Below are 20,365 nucleotides of genomic sequence, written 5' to 3'. Positions count from 1 at the left end.
ACTTAATCCGGGGGTGCTGAGGACATGAAATAAACTTATAAGTCGCGGTTAGGGCTTGTGTCTTAACCAAGGTACGATGAACCATGACGTGAGCAGTTTAGATAAAGAATAATCTAAGGATTAGATAATGCGGTTTACCGATATTTTTATTAAAAGACCTGTACTGGCTACGGTGATCAGCTTGATGCTTTTAGCAATGGGCTTACGTTCTATTGGTTCTTTACCCATAATGCAATATCCATTTACTGAAAATGCTATTGTGACTGTAACTACCACTTATACTGGCGCAGATCCTGATATTATTGCTGGTTTTATTACTACTCCACTAGAGAACTCCATTGCTCAAGCAAATGGAATTGATTACATGACTTCCATCAGCTCTCCGAGTACTAGTACGATCACAGTAAACCTTCTTCTCAATTATGATCCACTAAAAGCTTTGTCCGACATTACTACTAAAGTGAATGCGGTACTGAATCAACTTCCCAAAAACGCACAAACACCGGTCATCACCGTTTCAGTAGGACAAACTATTGATTCTATGTATATTGGTTTTTATAGCGATGAATTACCGATTAATAAAATTACAGACTATCTAATTCGGGTAGTACAGCCTAAATTACAGGCAGTTAATGGGGTTCAAAATGCTCAAATTCTAGGGAATCAAACTTTTGCCCTGCGCGCGTGGTTGGATCCCGTGAAACTTGCAGGATATGGAATCTCCGCAGCAGAAGTTGGAACTGCTCTTGCAAATAATAATTTTATTTCAGCAGTGGGCCGTACCGATGGGCAAATGTTCATCCAAAATCTTACTGCGGGTACTAATCTATCGGATGTAAACCAATTCAAGAAAATGGTTATTAAAGCTCAAAATGGGGCGATTATTCGTTTGGAAGACGTGGCTAACGTCAGTCTGGGAGCAGAAAATTATAATTCTGCAGTGAGTTTTGATGGGCGAACAGCAGTATATATCGGGATTGTAGTTGCACCTTCAGCTAATCTTTTAACCGTAATTAATGAGATTAAAAAAATATTTCCCAGTATCCAGGAACAATTTCCCCAAGGTTTACAGGGAAAAATTGTATATGATGCCAGTTTATTTGTGAATTCTTCGATAAATGAAGTAATCTTTTCCTTATTAGAGGCTTTTTTAATCGTAACCGTTGTCATTTTTATTTTTCTTGGCTCAATTCGCTCGGTTGTTATTCCCATAGTTGCTATTCCCTTATCTTTGATTGGGGCATTTTGGATAATGCTCATTTTGGGGTATTCAATTAACTTACTTACTTTGTTGGCTTTAGTTCTGGCTATAGGATTGGTAGTTGATGATGCGATTATTGTTGTTGAAAACGTGCAACGCCATATAGAAGAAGGGCAAACACGGTTTAAAGCCGCTTTACTAGGTGCGCGTGAGTTAGCCAATCCCATTATTGCAATAACGGTAGTTTTAATTGCTGTTTATTTACCGATTGGCTTTATGGGTGGATTAACCGGTGCGCTATTTACCGAGTTTGCATTTTCACTCGCGGGTGCGGTTACTGTTTCGGCTGTAATTGCATTAACTTTATCGCCCATGATGTGTTCCAAATTTCTTAAAATGGGAGATGGGGCAGCTAAAGGGCGTTTTATGACGTATGTCGATGATTCCTTTACAAAACTTGAACATTTTTATAAACGAATTTTATCTGCTACATTAAATCACTTGCCGGTAGTTATTGTCTTTGCAATCATCATCCTTTTCAGTAATTATTTTCTTTTTATTACTTCAGAGACTGAGTTGGCCCCCCAAGAAGATATGGGTATTGTCATTGCTCAGGTAACCGCCTCAGCAAACGCTTCTCTCGCGCAAACGCAACTTTCTGCCAATGCAGTGAATGACATTTTTAGAAAGTTTCCAGAAACGGATCATATTTTCCAAGTTGATGGTTACCAAGGATTAAATACATCCATCATTGGTATGGTTTTAAAGCCTTGGGATGAGCGTCCACGAACCTCCAATGATTTAGAGCCCCTGGTTCAAAATGAACTCAATAAAATTGCTGGAGCCAAGGTAGCAGCGTTTCAATTACCTTCATTACCTGGAGGTGGAAGTGGATTGCCCATCCAATTTGTTATTACAACTACAGAAACGTTTGAAAAATTAAATATTGTGTTACAGCGTGTTTTAGAGAAAGCAGATGAGGCCGGTATTTTTGCTTACATTAATCCTGATCTCAAAATCGACCAAATACAGACAAAAATTAATTTAGATCAGGATAAAATATCTCAGTTTGGTTTGACCATGCAAGATCTTGGCAATGTATTTGGAGCCGCCTTAAGTGAAGGCTATATCAATTATTTTGATTTAGCAGGCCGCTCTTATCAGGTTATTCCACAGGTAATGCGGGCGACACGCTTAAACCCGGATCAAATATTGAATTATTACATAAAAACTTCTTCGGGCGCCTCAATACCTCTTGCCACGGTTGCTAATTTACAACGACAAGTTGTTCCTGAATCATTAAACCATTTTCAACAACTTAATTCCGCCACAATTTCTGCGGTAGCCTATCCTGGTATCTCTATGGGCAAAGCGTTGGATACGCTGGCCAATATTTCCAAACAGGTTCTCCCTCAAGGTTATTATATCGATTATGCTGCTCAATCACGTCAATTCATTCAGGAAGGATCCAGTCTTATTGTTACTTTTTTCTTTGCTTTAATCATTATCTTTTTATCATTGTCAGCCTTGTTTGAAAGCTTTCGTGATCCTCTTATTGTTTTGATTAGTGTGCCTATGTCGATCTGTGGGGCCATGATTTTTATCAGTTTAGGGATAGGTGATGCCACACTGAATATTTATAGTGAGGTGGGACTGGTTACCCTGATTGGGCTCATCAGCAAGCATGGCATTTTAATTGTGCAATTTGCCAATGACTTACAGGCAAGTGGGCAAAAAAAGCTAGATGCCATAAAAGCAGCAGCGGCAATTCGATTGCGTCCTATTTTGATGACTACCGCGGCAATGGTTTTAGGGGTTATCCCCTTGATTTTTGCTACTGGGGCTGGTGCTGAGAGCCGTTATAATATTGGTCTAGTCATCGCAACGGGAATTTCGATAGGTACCTTGTTTACGCTTTTTGTGGTGCCGTCAATGTATTTGTTATTAGCGGCAGATCATACAGAAATAGCTGCGGCAGAGCATTTAGAGGATGAAGAATCTTTGGGGTAAATATAATCAAGCAGAGGGAGTCGCGGCAGGCATTGCAGGGGCTTCATATCTTTTTGCATCGGCATCTTTAGCAGTTTTTGCAGCAAATAGACCAAGTCGTTGAGTTAACGCTTTGATTTCAGGTGGATTGTGCACGGCTTCATTAATATTATCCAGGAGCTTTTGTCGAGTTGGTGTATATAAATTCAATGCTTCAAGCAGGGATAAAAAACACATTTTTAAGTAAGTCCAACTAAAAGTATCCACTTGCTTATGCGCTAGCATAATTCTTGAGAAATTGGGATTTTCAACCTGTAATTTTATTTGTTGTATGCGTTCTTGTACCTTTAGTGTTTTATTGCGGGCAATTTCATCTAAAAGGCGAATGCATTTAGATTTTTTATTTAAAGTTTCTTTGCTTTCAAATATAGAATTTCTATTGCGGCTGGCGGCTTTCAAATCTTTGAAATAAGTTTTAAATTGAGCCAGAGCCACTTGTACCGTATCAAGATGATAGTATTCAGCATAGTATTTTTTCTCAAATTTACTGATTTCTATTTCCAACAGCTTTTCGATACTTCGATCAATATTCTTAGACACTTTTGCTTTCGCAATTATTTCATCTTTGAGTTTCATTAAATAGGCTTTAAGCTCAGCAACGTATTCTTGATCCGTAAATTGCAAGTCTATGGGATTACACTTTGCTTCAAGATTTTTTTCGAATGATTCAGTAGTATACTCTTCAATGAAAGACAGTTTTTCTTGCTCTTGGATTGGCTCTAAACTCTTGAGATAAGCTAAATGCTCTTCTGTAGTTTCTAGTCGCATTTGATGCGTTGCTTTTAAACCCAAGTAATAATGATGGCTAGCAACGATTAACGCTTCGATTTCGGTAAAATGAGGATCATATGCTTTCAGTCCAGAATTGCATAGCGCATCCAGCGTATGATGTTCAGGGTATGGGCTTGGAGCAATTTCGACCTTTTTATTCCGTTTTAGTTGCGCTAGTTTGGGTAGGGCTTTTTTATAAGCAGCACATAACTCCATTTTTGCTTTAGTTGACTCAACTTGCGGTTGGGGAGTGGCAAAATCAAAAAAATCAAGTGGGGTGGTTACTTGACGATACCAATAGTATAGATTTTCAATATCTTTGTAGTCTTTATCTATTTTTTTGAGATATTTTTGGTTTCTTTTGATCTGTTTTGTAGCCAGACTAATTCTTTTTTCTAGTGGCTCTTTATCATATATTAATCGGATACGTGTTTTGGAATCCAAACTACTCAGTGGCAGTGGATGCACTAGACCTTTAAAAAACTCATTAGTAATTTGCCTTAAGGGGCCGGATAAAATTCCTGGTGAGAGTCCTAATCGGTTTTCCCAGCGATCTGCCTCAAGAAGCATTGGTGTAAATATGCTTGATCGCATATTTTCCATATTATCCATTATGGCGTCATGAGAAGTGCTGGTAAATTCATTCAGCTTTGCTGTGAGTTCCTGGTAAAGAAAAATCATATTGGGGGATTGCAGGAACAATTTAAAATAGGAATTAGAATTATTAATCAAGCCTTCTATAATTGAAGTTGATTTTTTGGCGCGAAAATGTAACTCATCAAGTTCTTCAGTAGTTAGATAATTTGTATTATTTAAGGCGCGAATATGTTTAGGGCTAATATAAAAGGCATTAATAATATACCAAAGTGCGTTGTATTGAACTTTAGCTGCTTCGTAGGAGACTTGTTCCGGTGCTACTTGGTATGCATCGGAATGTTCCTGGAATGTGGCATAAAGATCCTGGGCCTTATTAAGTAAATCACGAGCTATGAATCTTAAGTGCGGATCTGCAGCCAAACGCTGTGCTGACTTAATGATTTCATTGAGATGCTCGTAGGCTTGTAATAAATAACGTACGTATTGAGTTTTAATACTTTGATTATTTAAATTTTCTAACTCATGAACAATTCCTTCCAAATGGAACAAACTGTTAAAAATGTCTTTTAATGCACAGACTTGTCTGCTTTGACTCAATCGCTTGTTATTATCCTCCATTTCAGGGAATGGTACTACTGAGGGAGGGAATACAGTTTGCACGGCCTCTTTCAACATGCCAATTGGTGAAATATCTATGGTTTTTGGTGGTGTATAGGGAGTTAATGCCTGCTGCATTGAAGAGTTAAATAGTTTTGTTACCTCAAATAAAGATTGTCTGAATGCATGAATGCATTTGGAATAATTAGTATGTTGGATAACAAAGTGTTCTCTACCTGTTTTGGGATCGGCTTTAAGTACTGCTGCGTCATTTTCGAGAGTAAATTTATCTTGAGCTAAGTTATAAAAACGCTCCTTTCTTCGTTTCCATTCGTTAGTGACGCGAATAAAGGTTTCCCGGAAATGGTCTTTTAATCCTAAGAACATTAGTACAGGTGGAGCATCCCTGCGATATATCGTTCTGTTTGATAAACTGGCAACCAAATAGTTATCAAAATTTAACGCATCTTCTTGCTGTTCGGGGGGAAGGGCACAAATTAAGTAGGGTTGAAAAATACTATATAAATTGCGTAGTTGAGCTTTTACTCCTGGCTTAAGAGAACTTAACAACGATATGTTTTTTCGAATTTGAGGGTTGTCTTTTATTGCTTTATGGAGCAACTCGAGAAATTGAGAATATGCATTGGTCACAACCAGGAATTTATTATGCTTATTTTGATACCATTGGTAGATTTCAAGAGCTTGATCCGAATTTAATTGATCAAGATTATGCAGCAATTTATCGTCTTCTACTTGTTTAAAAAGCAGTTTTGCATCTTTTTCTCGTTTACTCTTCAGAGCCTCCGATTCTTTTTCATCAAGAAATCGCGTATTGGCGAAATCATAAAAAGTTTGGCTTTTATCCTGCCATTTGGCAAAGGAGTCCTGGGTATGTTTATCCAATTGTAAAAACAAGGATACAGGGGGCGCTTCTAATATTTCTACTGGCTTATTGGCAAGGAATGCAGCCAAATATTTTTCAAAATTTTGAGCTGCCTCTTTAAGCTCTGGTGGTATTCCCAATTTAAAATAGGGCTGGAAGACTTGAAATAACTGAAGACACTTATTTTTTGTCTCGTTATCAAAACTGGTTAACAGCAAGTTATTACCGTAGAGCTGGGGTTTTTCTTCGATCTGTTTTTTTATTATTTGAGAAAATTGTGTGTAGGCGGTACGAATGTTCTGGAACTCATCTTTATTGAACCACTCAAAATTGATGTAATCAAAAAAGCTTTGAATATTTTTATCCAGACTGAGAAAAGAACTTTTTAGGGGGATATTGGTGATCGGATTCTGTGCAAATAAATCGGCTAGATAGAGTTCAAGATTTTTTGCTGAGTCTTTACACTCAGTGGAGGTCATAGATCCCAAGTACGGTTGAAACACTTTAAACAATCGTTGGAACTCTGCTTTTACAGCATCATCGAGTTTGCTTAGATCCAAATTTTTTTCAAAGGAGCCTGGTTTTGCGGCGATTTGCTCTTTTACTAGATGGACAAAACGCAAATAAGCAGCTTGGATCTCTAGAAATCTGCTTTTGCTAATCCTTGATGTCTTATCTTGCTTTGATTCAACTTGCAACGGTATTGATTCATCAACCGTATACACATTTGCTTTTTCACTGTAAGGAAATAAAACTAAATTTGCTTTTTTGTGCACCGAATCAATAAGGTCTTTATTTAATTTAATATGAAAAACCTTACTGTTTTCATCTTTAGTAATTAGATTCTTTAACGCCTTTTCTTTTTTCAAAACAAAACTGATATGGTCTGAAGGAAGTTGTCTTTTTAACTTGCTTATGCTCGAGCCCATAAAAGAGTACCAATCTTCTTTTTCAGGACCTGTTAATCTCGAGATTATGACCTCATTTAAATCGATGTCGAGTTGGGCCATATAAGGCTTAATAAGCTTATAGAGCTTTATAAGCTCTTTTTTAACCTCTGGAGGAAGTTGATACAAACGAAGATTTCTATAACGAGGATCTTGTAACAGTTCAAAAAATTCTTTACATGCGGTATTTGCTTTTTTAATTTTATATAATGATTTATTGTCTTTATCGATCCTTTTATACGTCATTTCTAATCTTAATTCGATAAAGCGCGGATCTTCTATTTCCAGTAAATCCGCTCCTTTCTCTTTAAAATCAATTGCCTTTTTGGGCAGGTAAAGTATTTTTTCGTATAAAACTTTGATTTTTTCCATTAAAGGAACAGACAAAGTGCCAGGCTTTAGCATGGCGTTGTCTTCAATTTTATCAACAAAACCAAATAAAGTGGGTAACAAAGTGTACTTAAGCTGCGCTAATTTATCGCGAACTAGATCTTGAGATGATTCACTGAGCTCTCCAATTTGTTCTAAAGTGCTCATCGATAAAGTAATTAGATTACTAATTATGTGGATATAATTTAAAAATTTAAATGAAAGAAAAAAGCGGTTTCCTTTTAAATTTTCTATATCATTCAATAGGCTTAGTGCTGCTTTTTGCAGTTCGGCCAGCTTTTCTTGGTTCAGTTTAGGTTCTGATTTTTTTATCTGTGAAGAATATTGTTCTATGTAATGAGTCAATTTATCAATATAACTCGGTAAAACGGCACTGAACTGAGCCAGAAAATTATAATCCACATCACTACTAATGGGGCGCAGTTGATCGACGGCGATTCCGGCTATTTCCCCTATTTGCGATGCTAATGGCATAGGTTTGAGCGCTTTGACAAAAGCCTTTTGTTCTTTAGCATAGTTGTCTGCAAACGCTTGAATTTGACTGAATACAGGCAAAATAAGGGCTAACTCCTCATTAAACATGTCTGTCAAATCAACGTCTAAATGAGTAAGCAGATAACTTGCTTCATAAGCTGAATTAATTGTTTTACCATAGAGTAAAGTCAGATCAGTATAACTGCGCTTAAGATCTCTAACATCAATATTTTCCAAATCTAAAAATGTAAGACGCGCATGATAGAGTGCATTGATTAGTTTTTTAATTTGAGAAATATTATCAGGGTCCAGATCATAGTTGCTAAAAGGAGCCCACTGAATATGACCATTCCTTGCAGCCGCTGATAATACACGCGCTCTAAATGCATCGGGTGTAAAAGGAAGGGTGTGATTTCTTTTTGATGTAATTCTAAGAATTTCGGGCATAAAAGGCTCAAGATCCTTAGGTGAAAAACCTGAGCGTAAGTTAAGCTTTAATTCTTCTTTTTTTATTATCGACGTTATCAATTTTCCTTGTGGATCAATAACGGTATATTCAAGGCCTGCATCAATTATACGGGCATAAAAAGAGCCTTTTTCAGGGACTAAGCCGTGGGTCATTAAGCCAATGTTGTATTTAAAAGGGATTGGTGCGTCGAGCTCTTTTAAAACAACATCTTTAACCTCCTTTTTATCTTTAGCCCCCTCCTCACTGGGAATAATTACTGAATAGGCAATTTTTCCATTTTTTTCCCTTATGTAGATGTTTTTATCTTTTAATTCCGCTTCATCCGACATGAAACAAAGCTCGTAGCGAGGAAAATAAGGAACTATTAGAGGACTAACATGTTTGCTGTATAGAATGTCGAAAATTTTAGTGTCAATTTGCTCCAGTATTTTAGATATCTGGTTTTTCTTAAATGACTCTAATAATTTTACATATTCTTCAAATATCATTTACAGTAGCCTAATCATCAATTATTTTATTGGGCATTACTAAGTCGGTACTAATAATATCTCAATTTGATAATATTTTCGACTGAAATTGTAGATAAAACAATAATAACTTCTGTCTCTATTGTTTATGCTACAGGGATTTTGAACGTATTTTTACGGATAATTCCAAAGTAAATTCTGCAGCCAGCTCCGTGAAAGCAGGGTAATCTGTATAGGCTTTGATCTGGATAGGTTGAGTTATTCGTTCCCCAGTTTTTTGAGACTCCTCTAACATGGCTTCGACTTTTGCTCCTTCATCACAAACAAAATAAACATCAGACTCAGGGCGGCGTAGGAATTGGGCCTGAAATGATTTAAAAACAATAGAAGGATTTAATTTTTTTTGGCTTGCATGATAAAAACTATGTAAACCTCCCGCTAAATCAGCACCAACACTGAGAGCGCCGAAATACATGGAATTCAAATGATTACGACTGCGCCGATTTAAAGGGAGGCAAATAATGATTTCAGTATCGGTAAGTTTTATGAGCCGGGGTTTTAAGTAGCCGATCAGGGGTACTTGAAAATGACTAAATTTCCAAAGAAAGAATTTAAAACGAGTCAACATGTTCATTGGTTTTCCTTTTTTACCATATCCATACTTTGAATGAGCAAATGTCCATGGGGCAGTGGATTTGCTTCAATAACTATGAGGGAAAAAGCAATCGTAAGATTTAATTCAGGAATGGAGACCACTTCATTAACCCGCCAATAATGAATATTTAAAGCGATACCTTTTTCAGCGATATAGGGCTCTGTAATCAAAGTGGGGTGAAGTGTGAGTTGTTGGTTTTTGATCACCTCAAGATAATTGCCCAGGAAGTCGGTTAAGGCATTCCAGGCATTTCCCGTATAATTTTTATGTAATTCTGTATCATTACTTGAGTCATAATTGTAATCTACGGATAAAGTACTCAATAGAATTTTTTTCACCCATTGACATACTTCAGCATCATTCTGTGTATAGTCATTTTGTGCATAAAGAGCATATGGAGATATGAAAAGTAAGAGCCATAGCAATATCCTTTGCAAAAGCGTATTCATATTTAAAATCCTTTTAAGTTTTTAAAATGAAGAGGTTAAGTCTTTTATTGTAGTACACTCTGTAAATTAGAAACAGGAGTCTAACAATTTCATTTTTTCTGTGTAAAAATGTGCTAAAATAAAAAATTATTTTTGATCTGTTTTCAAAGTAAAAATACTTATTTGATCTATACGCTCTATTTTTTTGACGTATAATTAAATTTTTCGAAGCCGCAAATAATTAAACCATAACTAATCTGTCTTAAACCAAAATTATCGAATTTTATGCATACTATCACCATACGTGGTGCACGAACCCACAACCTTAAAAATCTTGACCTGGATTTACCCCGCGATCAACTCATTGTAATTACGGGTTTATCCGGTTCAGGGAAATCCTCGTTGGCCTTTGATACATTGTATGCTGAGGGGCAGCGTCGTTATGTCGAATCGCTCTCTGCTTATGCGCGACAATTTTTATCAATGATGGAAAAGCCTGATGTGGATTCAATCGAGGGTTTATCACCGGCAATTTCCATTGAGCAAAAAGCAACGTCGCACAATCCTCGCTCGACAGTCGGGACCATTACTGAAATATATGATTATCTGCGGTTACTCTACGCACGTGTGGGCGAACCTCGGTGTCCTACACATCACGTCAGTTTGCATGCGCAAACGATTAGTCAAATGGTGGATCAAGTACTTGCTTTGCCTACAGACAGTAAAGTGATGATTTTGGCTCCGGTTGTGCGAGAACGCAAAGGAGAACAGGTCCAGCTTTTACAGCAGTTACAAGCTCAAGGCTATGTACGTGCTCGAATTGATGGAGAACTCTATGAATTGGATTCGCCTCCTAAACTGGGTCTGCGTACTAAGCATACGATTGAAGTCGTGGTGGATCGTTTTAAAGTCAGGCCTGACATTGCGCAGCGCTTAAGCGAGTCCTTTGAAAATGCTTTAAATTTGGCAGAGGGCCTTGCAATTGTTGCTTCTATGGAGAATCAATTTGATGATCTGGTTTTTTCTTCCAAATTTGCTTGCCCAGAATGTGGATACAGCCTAAGTGAATTAGAGCCCAGACTTTTTTCATTCAATAATCCAGTTGGTGCTTGTCCTTCTTGTGATGGATTGGGTGTTGATCAGTTTTTTGATCCGGATCGTGTTGTTCATGATCAAACAGCCAGTTTGGCCGAAGGGGCTATTCGTGGTTGGGATAAGAAAACGACTTATTATTTTTCAATGCTCGAATCGCTTGCACAACATTATGGTTTTGATATTCATACTGCATTTTGTGATTTGCCTGAGGAAGTGCGTCAAATTGTTTTATATGGGGGAAATGAGGTTATCGATTTTCATTACCATAGGCCCAATGGTGGGTATATGGTCAAGCGGCATCCTTTTGAAGGCATTATTCCTAACATGCAACGACGTTATCGGGAGTCCGATTCGGGAATGATACGTGAAGAACTTGCTAAATATTTATCATCTCGCCCATGTCAGAGTTGCCAAGGAACACGATTGCGTGAATCCGCCCGGAATGTGTTTATTGATAACAAAAATTTACCTGAAGTTACCGCTTATTCGATCGAAAAAGCCTATGTATTTTTTAAAAATTTGCATATGACCGGCTATAAAGGTGAAATTGCAGCAAAGATTAACAAAGAAATTGTTGAGCGATTAGGGTTTTTGGTCAATGTAGGCCTGGATTATCTCTCCTTAACACGTAGTGCTGAAACATTATCAGGAGGGGAAGCCCAACGTATTCGTTTAGCCAGTCAAATTGGCTCGGGATTAGTGGGGGTGATGTATATTTTGGATGAACCCTCCATTGGTTTGCATCAAAGAGATAATGATCGCTTATTAAAAACATTAATGCACTTACGGAATCTGGGAAATACGGTCATTGTGGTGGAACATGATGAAGACGCGATTCGCAATGCTGATTTTGTTCTGGATATAGGTCCTGGCGCTGGGGTCCATGGCGGCGAAATTGTTGCCCGTGGGACACCTCAAGAAATTATGCAATCTCCAGCTTCGTTGACGGGTCAATATTTATCTGGGAAACAATCCATTGCAATTCCTGAAAACCGTCGGCCAATTAATCCCGAAAAAATGATTCATTTAAAAGGAGTGGTTTGTAATAATTTACACGATGTCGATGTCAGTATTCCTTTGGGTTTGCTTACTTGTATTACCGGGGTTTCGGGTTCCGGAAAATCGAGTTTAATTAATGATACTTTATATCCAAGTGCCGCAAATCTATTAAATAGGGCCAGTTTATTTACTCCTGGTTCCGTTAAAGAAATCACGGGTTTAGATTTATGCGATAAGGTGATTGATATTGATCAGAGTCCGATTGGCAGGACTCCGCGTTCTAATCCGGCTACATATACTGGAATATTTACTCATATCCGCGAATTATTTGCCGCAACTCCTGAGTCTCGGGCACGGGGTTATCAGCCTGGACGGTTTAGCTTTAATGTGCGTGGGGGGCGCTGTGAAGCGTGTCAGGGCGATGGACTTATTAAAGTCGAGATGCACTTTTTGCCTGATATTTATGTGTCATGCGATGTATGTAAGGGCAAGCGTTACAATCGAGAAACTCTTGATATTCAATACAAAGGCAAAAACATTCATGAAGTTTTAGAAATGACGGTTGAAGATGCAAGCCATTTTTTCGCAGCGATTCCGGCATTAGCCAGAAAATGTCAAACTCTGATGGATGTGGGCTTGTCTTATATCAAGTTAGGGCAAAGTGCGACTACCCTTTCCGGTGGGGAGGCACAGCGAATCAAATTGTCGCGTGAGCTGTCAAAGCGAGATACAGGAAGCACTTTATATATTCTTGATGAACCAACAACTGGATTGCATTTTCATGATACCAAACAGTTGTTATCCGTATTATTTCGCTTGCGAGAACAAGGCAATACCATTGTGATTATTGAACATAATTTGGATGTGATCAAAACGGCGGATTGGATTATTGACTTGGGGCCAGAAGGAGGAAGTAAAGGCGGACGTATCGTGGCAACGGGTACGCCAGAACAGGTTGCCGAATGCGAGCTTTCCTATACAGGGCAATTTTTGAAGCCTATTTTGGCTACACGATGATTTTTACTCCCCCCCGACCCATCTCAATCAGAGCAAGAAGTTTCCCATTGTAACACGGTGCTGCATTGTGGCGACTCCTTGCTGCGTTCGGATGAACTGCAACCGAATTATGCATCAATACGATTCGTTTTTTTTAAATAATTGTATGCATAAAAGCTGATTGGTAGGAGTAATGCCCAGGTAATCCCCACCGAAAGATAAAAGGGGTAGCTTTTTTCAATGACGACGATATTGCACGATGCGCCAATTTTATAAGCAAAGGGCATCAAAAAAAGAATCAGTAGAAACCAAATGAAATAGTAACGTGTGAATTTTTCATTAAGAATAATCAGATTTAATCCGAAACTTAACCAAATACAAATCATCCATGGGGCTGTAAAATAGGAACTAAAGGGATTTGCTTTAAAATAAATATAGTTTTGATGAAGCCAAATTGTGTCTGTAAGCGAACCAATAAATGCAATAAGAAATGCAAAAAACAGGGCATTTAAATAAGGCAATCGATTAATTAATTGCCATAAGATTTGCACGGCAATGATTAGAAAGCCAATAATTGGACCAAGATATACATCGTTTTGTGCTGCAAAATAAAAACAGGCTATCCAACACAAATAATAAGATGAAAAATGGATACACCATCCGATCCTACTTTTATTCATCAGTTCTACTCTTATGTTTTGGGAGTAAAAAATCCTCTCCAATTCCAATAGGCACATCATCCCAAAGTGCAGCGAGGGCTTTCCTATCCCAGCGAACACCGTGCTACAGTATGGAGCCGATTACTCAGAATGACCTGGTATTTGTCGGCCCCTTTTCGGTGCTCAAAAATCATACGCTTGTGTTCAACCTCGAAATATTTAAAAAGCGCTTACTGTTTTTTTTTATATTTTCGATCTATAACTAAATTGTAGGAAATTTTGCATAGGAAGAAAAATGGGTACTTTTTTTATTGTTCTTATCATTATTGTAGTACTTTTATTAATATGGGCTATAGGTGTTTACAATACCTTAATTCACTTAATCGAAGCGATTAATAACGACAAAAAACAAATCGATATCCAGTTAGATCGTCGTTTCAAAGTATTTGAATCTTTGATTGAAGCTGTAAAAAAATATATGGATTACGAACAAACTACACTGAAAGATGTGGTGGCTTTGCGTAATCAGGCTCAAGCAGCTAAAGCTGCGGGGGATGAAGCAGGGCGTATTGCTGCAGAGAATCAAATTTCCCAGATTGCTTCTGGACTTAATGTAGTATTTGAACGATATCCTGATTTAAAAGCAAGTCAGAATGTAATGCAATTGCAGGAAGAAATTGTCAATACTGAAAATAAGTTAGCTTATTCGAAGCAAGCTTATAACGATGGTATAGAGCGTTATAATGCCAAAAAGAAATCGTTCTTTGAATCCATGGTAGTCTCTTTCTTTGCTTCCTCTTTAGATAAAGATTTTGTTTATTGGGGACTTCCTGAAGAGCAGATCCAGGCAAAAGAAGACTATACCGTAAAATTTTGAGTATAGGATATGGGGCTTGAAGAGTATCACGGCGGCGTAGGTAATTGGCGCGAGCAAATACGGTTAAATAAACGCAAGACACGATCAGTGATTGCTATTTTTATTGCGATTTATTTTGCTGTAGGCTTCATTGCCGATCTATTTATTTTGCATACAGCTTACCCGCAAGTTACTCTTGAGCAGTGTTTCCTCGCATTGATTCAGCTGAAAGTTATTCCTTATGCGACCATTCTTATGGTTGGTTTTGCGGCAGTGTCATTAATGATAACGTATGCATTTTATGATCGCATCATGCTATTAGGTACGGAGTATCGTGAAATTACCCCCAAAACAGCCCAAAATTTACTCGAGCAACAATTATACAATGTGGTAGAGGAAATGAAAGTTGCTGCGGGCTTGCAGTATATGCCCAAGGTTTTTATTATCGAAGCAGATTATATGAATGCTTTTGCAAGTGGCTACAGTGAAAAATCGGCAATGGTAGCAATTACTCGAGGTTTAATAGGCAAATTAGACAGAGCAGAATTGCAAGCGGTGATGGCTCATGAATTAAGCCACATTCGTCATTACGACATTAAATTAACTTTGATGGTGGCGGTTTTAAGTAATATTCTTTTGATTGTAGTCGATATTTTGTTTTATTCAGCATTATTTAGGCGCAATGACAGACGTGAGGATAACCGCCTGTTAATGGTTATAGTGGTCCTTCGTTATGTTTTACCTTTAATTACTGTCCTGTTAACTTTATTCTTAAGTCGAACACGTGAATACATGGCTGATGCGGGTTGCGTGGAATTAATGCGTGACAATGAACCTTTAGCGCGGGCGCTCCTCAAAATTAGTGATGATCATGCGCAACATGCTGAAGAGTATACTCAAGAATACGGTAATACCCCGCACGAACAGGTAAGGCAGGCATCATATCTCTTTGATCCTTCTGATATGCAGCCGGTTAAATCTTTAAGCAGCGCTTTTGCAACACATCCTTCAATTGATGCTCGTTTACACGCTTTGGGATTTAAGCGTAAGTAAAATGTTCCAAAGAATTATAATGTCCTTTATCTCTGTGTCTCAGTTCTTGTGCAATTGTATGTTTAAGCATATGATTATACACGAAACCTACACTGGACTATGTCAACTCGAACGCAGTGAAAGTTCTCTGGTTATGTAGTATCAGCATTATGATATGATGCTAAAATCCGGAGATCATTTATGGTGAACTCAGGATGACAAGGGTCGTGAAAGATTACTTATAGTCTAAAAGTTTATACCTTCTCTAAAAAGGAATTTGGATGTGATGAAAATTCAGTCATTAGTTTTATCTGTTTTTTTGATATTTAGCGGATTTTGTCTCAATGCAAATACGCTGTCAAAGGATGGTACAACCAATCAACCAAAGAGTTCAGAATTTCTTAGAAAAATAACGCCAGAATTTCTGTATGGATATACCGATTTTAATTTTGATTCGACTTCAGGGACCAATTTTAACCGATATAATGGACATTCAAATCTCTATTCGGCAGGAGCAGACCATGTTTCTCTAGGCCAGACTATGATGGTGGGTGTTTATTATTTTGGGATTGATACAGAGCTTACTTCTCAATTTTTACTCACTCCTGGATCTGTAACTACCTCAGAACAGACCATACACAATAATACGATTTTTGGCCATTTGTTTAAAATTTTTACTCCCGAGATTTATGCTGATTTGGGTGGGGGATATGGTTTTAATAAGTTTATTACCTTAACAGAGATAGCCACAGAGCCTGCGCCCTTAATCGCTCAAGCAACCAATAATAATAACAACTGGTTTATTAGCTTTAATGGAATTTATAGAAAAACCTGGAAACAATTTCTGATGAGAGCTAATGCCGGAGTGTTGTACAGCCAAATTGATACGGGAAGATATAATTATTTTTTCCCGGATACTGCTACCTTTCAAGTGATTGAACCATTAACCAATAAAGCAACTTTAATTTTGGAAAATATTGAATTAGGTTATTACATTAAGCCCACGGTAATGCCTTTTCTGAGTGGTGGATTAATTCAGGTAGCACAATTTTCCAATAGTCGCCTACTAATAAATCCTGCGAGCGTCATTAATGGTTCACTACCCCAATTGAATATGGATAAAAGTGGTTTTCGCGTAGGGGGAGGTATCGCCATAACCTATAAAAATGCAACCATTCGAGTTGAAGAAAAATATTATAATGCTGGTGGCGTGTTTCAGAGCTATCAAACTCTAGCCGCATTAGAATATCAATTTGGTTAGGACCCGTTTCATCGTTACTCTCTTGACCAAAACATTTTGATTTTTTGAAACCAGGCCCTAGGATAGAACTTGATAGCGTCAACCATTATGATTTAGACAAGGCGCAAAAGAATGAGGCGAAGATGTTATAGGGCTCTATATCTTTGCTTCCTTTCAGTGTTGTTGCGAAGCGTATTAAGGACGATATCTCGTGAAGAAGAACTATTATTTTTCGCCGAAAGCTATGAAATCTAAATGGATACAAATCCTTTTAGGTCTCTTCTGGGTGGCTCTAATTTTTTGCACGGATGTCATTCAAATCCCGCTTCTAAGTTCATTTATTACTCAATTAGACTATCGAACCTATGATCAAGTGGTTCAATTAAACTGGCGTCCTCATCAAACAATTCCTCGAGTTGTTATTATTGATATTGATAATAAATCAGTACAACAAGAAGGCCGATGGCCATGGTCTCGAGACAAGATGGCTGATTTAATTAATCAATTAAAGAAAAATGGGGTCGTTACGATTGCAACAGATATTGTTATGGCTGAGGCAGAGGTAAATTATGCGATTGGTTTAAAAAATGAATTAAATAAATTAATGCCTCAATTGTCCCTAGAACAAAAGCAATTACCTAATTTGCTCGAGCAGATTGCCCCCAAAGTAGACAATGATCGTATTTTGGCTCAGGCATTGATGGATCATAATGTGGTATTAGGCTTTTTGTTTCATAATGACACGCAAATTAGGAAAGGAGTGTTACCTTCTCCTTTAACTAATCCAGAGAATCAATATTTATGCAGAGATCATCTTCCCCTTCATCAATTCTCTGGATATAACGGTTGTTTACCCTTATTTCTGAATGCATCCACCCAAGCGGGTGCGGTGACCAACGTACCTGATCTGGATGGGACGGTGCGACATGGGCTTATGTTAGCCAGCTATGAGAACAAGCTCTATCCAACTTTAGCTCTTGCAACGGCCATGAATTATTTAATGGCACAGCACATTGAACTTAAAATTCATGATCATCAATTATATGGAATACAAATGGGGAATGTATTTATCCCTACAAACTCGCGCGGACAAATTCTTATTCCATTTTGGGGACAAATTGGGACACTTAATTATTATTCTGCGACGGATGTTATACAAGGTAAAATTAACCCAGACGAATTGCAGGGAGCCATTGCTATCATTGGTTCAACAATCATCCTTTTGGCCGATCTGCACCAATCTCCCGTTGCCCAATCGTTTCCTGGTGTTGAGATGGTAGGGAATATGGTTCAAGGTATTGTTGGACAGCAATTGGTATCAGAATTTGATTGGAAGACTACTCAAGGACGAGTGTATTTAGTATTGATTGGATTACTTTTTACCTTTTTAATCTCTTTCTTGAGTGTTTCCGGAATGTTGATTCTTGCAGTAATTAGTATTATCGGTATTAGGGCTTTATCAATCTATCTCTTTGTATCCAAAAGTTTCTATCTTCCAATAGCACTGATGTTAACCTTAATCGTACTGATTACCATAACGAATTATGCTTATTTATTTATCATTGAAAGAAAACAAAAAAGAAAAATAAATCAGTTGTTTGGTCAATATGTCCCAGAAGCATATGTTAAAGAACTAATCGAATCTCCTGATCAATACAGTATGGAAGGACAAGAACGTAACATGACGGTTCTATTTAGTGACATACGTAATTTTACAGGGGTGAGTGAAACGTTAGATGCATCTCATGTGAAGCGGTTATTAAATGCTTTTTTTACGCCAGTTACGGAAATCATTTTTAGCTTTAGAGGAACGATTGATAAATATGTAGGTGATATGATTGTCGCCTTTTGGGGGGCGCCTATACATGATGAAGAACATGCTTCTCATGCCATTATTTGCGCGTTAACCATAGCCCAAAAACTACCCGAAATTAATGTAACAATGCAAGAAAAAGACTTGCCAGCAGTGAATATCGGTATTGGCTTAGCAACAGGAATGATGAATGTGGGAGACATGGGTTCAGCGTTTCGCCGGGCGTATACAGTCATTGGTGATACAGTGAATCTTGCTTCTCGATTACAAGATTTAACAAAATTTTATCAGGTGAATATTTTAGTGAGTGATGGAACACGTACTGGACAAAATCAATTTGTCTGGAGAATCATCGATAAAATTACAGTTAAGGGAAGAAAAAGTGGGTTAGTTATCTACCAACCGCTGGGCAGGGTTAATGAAGTTTCTGAGGAGGTTTTAACGGAGCTCAAAGAGTACCATCAAGCTTTGGGTGAGTATTCCGCACAGAACTGGACGTCTGCAGAAAAAAAATTTGCTTTGCTAAAAAACAAATTTCCCGATGTTTATTTATATCAGATGTATCATGAACGCAGTCAAGCGTTCATGAAAACTCCTCCTCCTGACGACTGGAATGGAGTCTATATGCATCTGCATAAATAATTTTTCATTATCTTATGAAAAGATTAATGAATAACGATAGGCTTATGCTCGGTACCCATAACTATTTTTAATGGAAAAATTGTACAGGAATCTATATGAAAAAAATAATAATTACAGGGTTATTCATGATAGCCAGTCAAGTATTTGCTCAATCTGCTGCTACTGTTTTGTTCACCCAGAAACAAGTGCTAGCACATCATAATGGTGTTGAGCGGGTGTTGACTCGTGGCTCGGCTTTGGATCCTGGTGATGAAGTGATTACAGGTGATGGTGCGGCAGCGAGCCTCCAATATACAAATGGCGCATTAGTTAACATCGGCGGGAATTCAAATTATAAAATTCTGGCTTATTCTCCCAAGGAGTCGGTGCAAATTAAGGCGGAGTTGAGCAAGGGGAAGGCAGAAATAAAAACCCCGGCAAAAATTAAAGAGTCACTTAAAACGCCAATTTTATCACTTGCAATACTTGGAACCGATGTGCGTATCTACGTCCCTTCTCACGGCATGACCTATATCGAGGTGATTGAAGGACTTGTTTTGGCAAGAAATGAATACCTTCGACCAGGAGCAAGTGTTCGCGTTACTGCAGATAAGATTGTTAATGCTCCTTTCCCTAAAGAGGGGGAAGTCACAACGACCGCTGATGTTGTATCAGTCACAACTGGGGCGGGGAAGACTGTCACTAATGATGCTGGGAGCGGTGTTGACAGTGTGTCCTATCTTTCTACAACGCAAGTAACCGCAACGTCAACTTCTACGGCAACACAAGCTGCTCAAGCTGCTGCAATAGCTGATATTTCGATAATTTGCCTGACTCCGGGAACTGTCTAAGCGTGTTTTGGCGGCGTCAACTTAAGTAACCAATCGGGTGAAGCCTGATTGGTTGCAAAGGGCGGCGTGATTTAAGGTCTCATCCCGGTTGTAAGGTTGGGCCTTGGCCCGACCTTTCTTTAATGGGTTACTCCGGAGCAAAATGCTGTTGGGCTACTGCCCAACCTAAGTCTTCTTTTCGGAGGCGGAGCGCTTGTAGCAAATGTCTTTTGATTCCACTGTCTACTCCTGGGGCTTGTTCGCGGGAGCCAGTGTTTAACGTATTCTCTTGATTC

General features: G+C 38.1%; 11 protein-coding genes. 7 read left to right on the top strand and 4 right to left on the bottom strand.

All coding sequences use genetic code 11. From position 1 onward, the window contains the following. The first annotated feature begins 127 nt into the window (after nucleotides 1-127). Entirely contained in the window at nucleotides 128-3,211 is a 3,084-nt protein-coding gene (locus ACF8MK_RS02530) for an efflux RND transporter permease subunit (protein ID WP_392538058.1), read from the top strand. 6 nt (nucleotides 3,212-3,217) lie between these two features. Here ACF8MK_RS02530 and ACF8MK_RS02525 read toward each other — a convergent pair whose 3' ends face one another. The 3 genes from ACF8MK_RS02525 to ACF8MK_RS02515 form a co-directional block, all read right to left on the bottom strand. After that, nucleotides 3,218-8,866, bottom strand: coding sequence for an SdhA (locus ACF8MK_RS02525; protein ID WP_392538057.1), 5,649 nt, complete (start codon nucleotides 8,864-8,866; stop codon nucleotides 3,218-3,220). A 130-nt stretch (nucleotides 8,867-8,996) separates the two neighbouring features. Beyond that, complete coding sequence (locus ACF8MK_RS02520) at nucleotides 8,997-9,479, bottom strand: PaaI family thioesterase (protein WP_392538056.1); 483 nt, start codon at nucleotides 9,477-9,479, stop codon at nucleotides 8,997-8,999. Further along, on the bottom strand, nucleotides 9,476-9,949 hold the full coding sequence (locus ACF8MK_RS02515; RefSeq protein WP_392538055.1) for a hypothetical protein: 474 nt from the start codon (nucleotides 9,947-9,949) through the stop codon (nucleotides 9,476-9,478). The genes ACF8MK_RS02520 and ACF8MK_RS02515 overlap by 4 nt, the downstream gene beginning before the upstream one ends. A gap of 264 nt (nucleotides 9,950-10,213) precedes the next feature. Between ACF8MK_RS02515 and uvrA the strand changes: the two genes are divergently transcribed. After that, nucleotides 10,214-13,039, top strand: a complete 2,826-nt coding sequence (gene uvrA / locus ACF8MK_RS02510) for an excinuclease ABC subunit UvrA (protein WP_392538054.1) — start codon at nucleotides 10,214-10,216, stop codon at nucleotides 13,037-13,039. Nucleotides 13,040-13,146: 107 nt separating this feature from the next. Here the strand turns inward: uvrA and ACF8MK_RS02505 are convergent, their stop codons facing one another. Further along, a complete protein-coding gene (locus ACF8MK_RS02505; RefSeq protein WP_392538053.1) occupies nucleotides 13,147-13,698 on the bottom strand; it encodes a DUF2878 family protein in 552 nt (183 codons plus the stop codon). Between the two features lie 274 nt (nucleotides 13,699-13,972). Here ACF8MK_RS02505 and ACF8MK_RS02500 point away from each other — a divergent pair, with 274 nt between their 5' ends. From ACF8MK_RS02500 to ACF8MK_RS02480, 5 genes are all read left to right on the top strand, one after another. Continuing rightward, on the top strand, nucleotides 13,973-14,554 hold the full coding sequence (locus ACF8MK_RS02500; protein ID WP_265702175.1) for a LemA family protein: 582 nt from the start codon (nucleotides 13,973-13,975) through the stop codon (nucleotides 14,552-14,554). A 9-nt stretch (nucleotides 14,555-14,563) separates the two neighbouring features. After that, nucleotides 14,564-15,586 carry a zinc metalloprotease HtpX gene (htpX, locus tag ACF8MK_RS02495; protein ID WP_392538052.1) on the top strand — a complete coding sequence of 341 codons (1,023 nt, stop codon included), beginning with the start codon at nucleotides 14,564-14,566 and terminating at the stop codon, nucleotides 15,584-15,586. Between the two features lie 265 nt (nucleotides 15,587-15,851). Beyond that, nucleotides 15,852-16,826, top strand: coding sequence for an autotransporter outer membrane beta-barrel domain-containing protein (locus ACF8MK_RS02490; RefSeq protein WP_392538996.1), 975 nt, complete (start codon nucleotides 15,852-15,854; stop codon nucleotides 16,824-16,826). A 223-nt stretch (nucleotides 16,827-17,049) separates the two neighbouring features. Then, nucleotides 17,050-19,260, top strand: coding sequence for a CHASE2 domain-containing protein (locus ACF8MK_RS02485; protein WP_392538995.1), 2,211 nt, complete (start codon nucleotides 17,050-17,052; stop codon nucleotides 19,258-19,260). Nucleotides 19,261-19,355: 95 nt separating this feature from the next. After that, nucleotides 19,356-20,090, top strand: a complete 735-nt coding sequence (locus ACF8MK_RS02480) for a FecR domain-containing protein (RefSeq protein ID WP_392538051.1) — start codon at nucleotides 19,356-19,358, stop codon at nucleotides 20,088-20,090. The last annotated feature ends 275 nt before the right edge of the window (nucleotides 20,091-20,365 follow it).

This window comes from Legionella sp. 227 (assembly GCF_043161935.1).
GTDB classification, from domain to species: Bacteria; Pseudomonadota; Gammaproteobacteria; order Legionellales; family Legionellaceae; genus Legionella; species Legionella sheltonii.
Note: the sequence above shows the minus strand (reverse complement) of the source record. Positions and strands in the feature narration are given on the sequence as shown.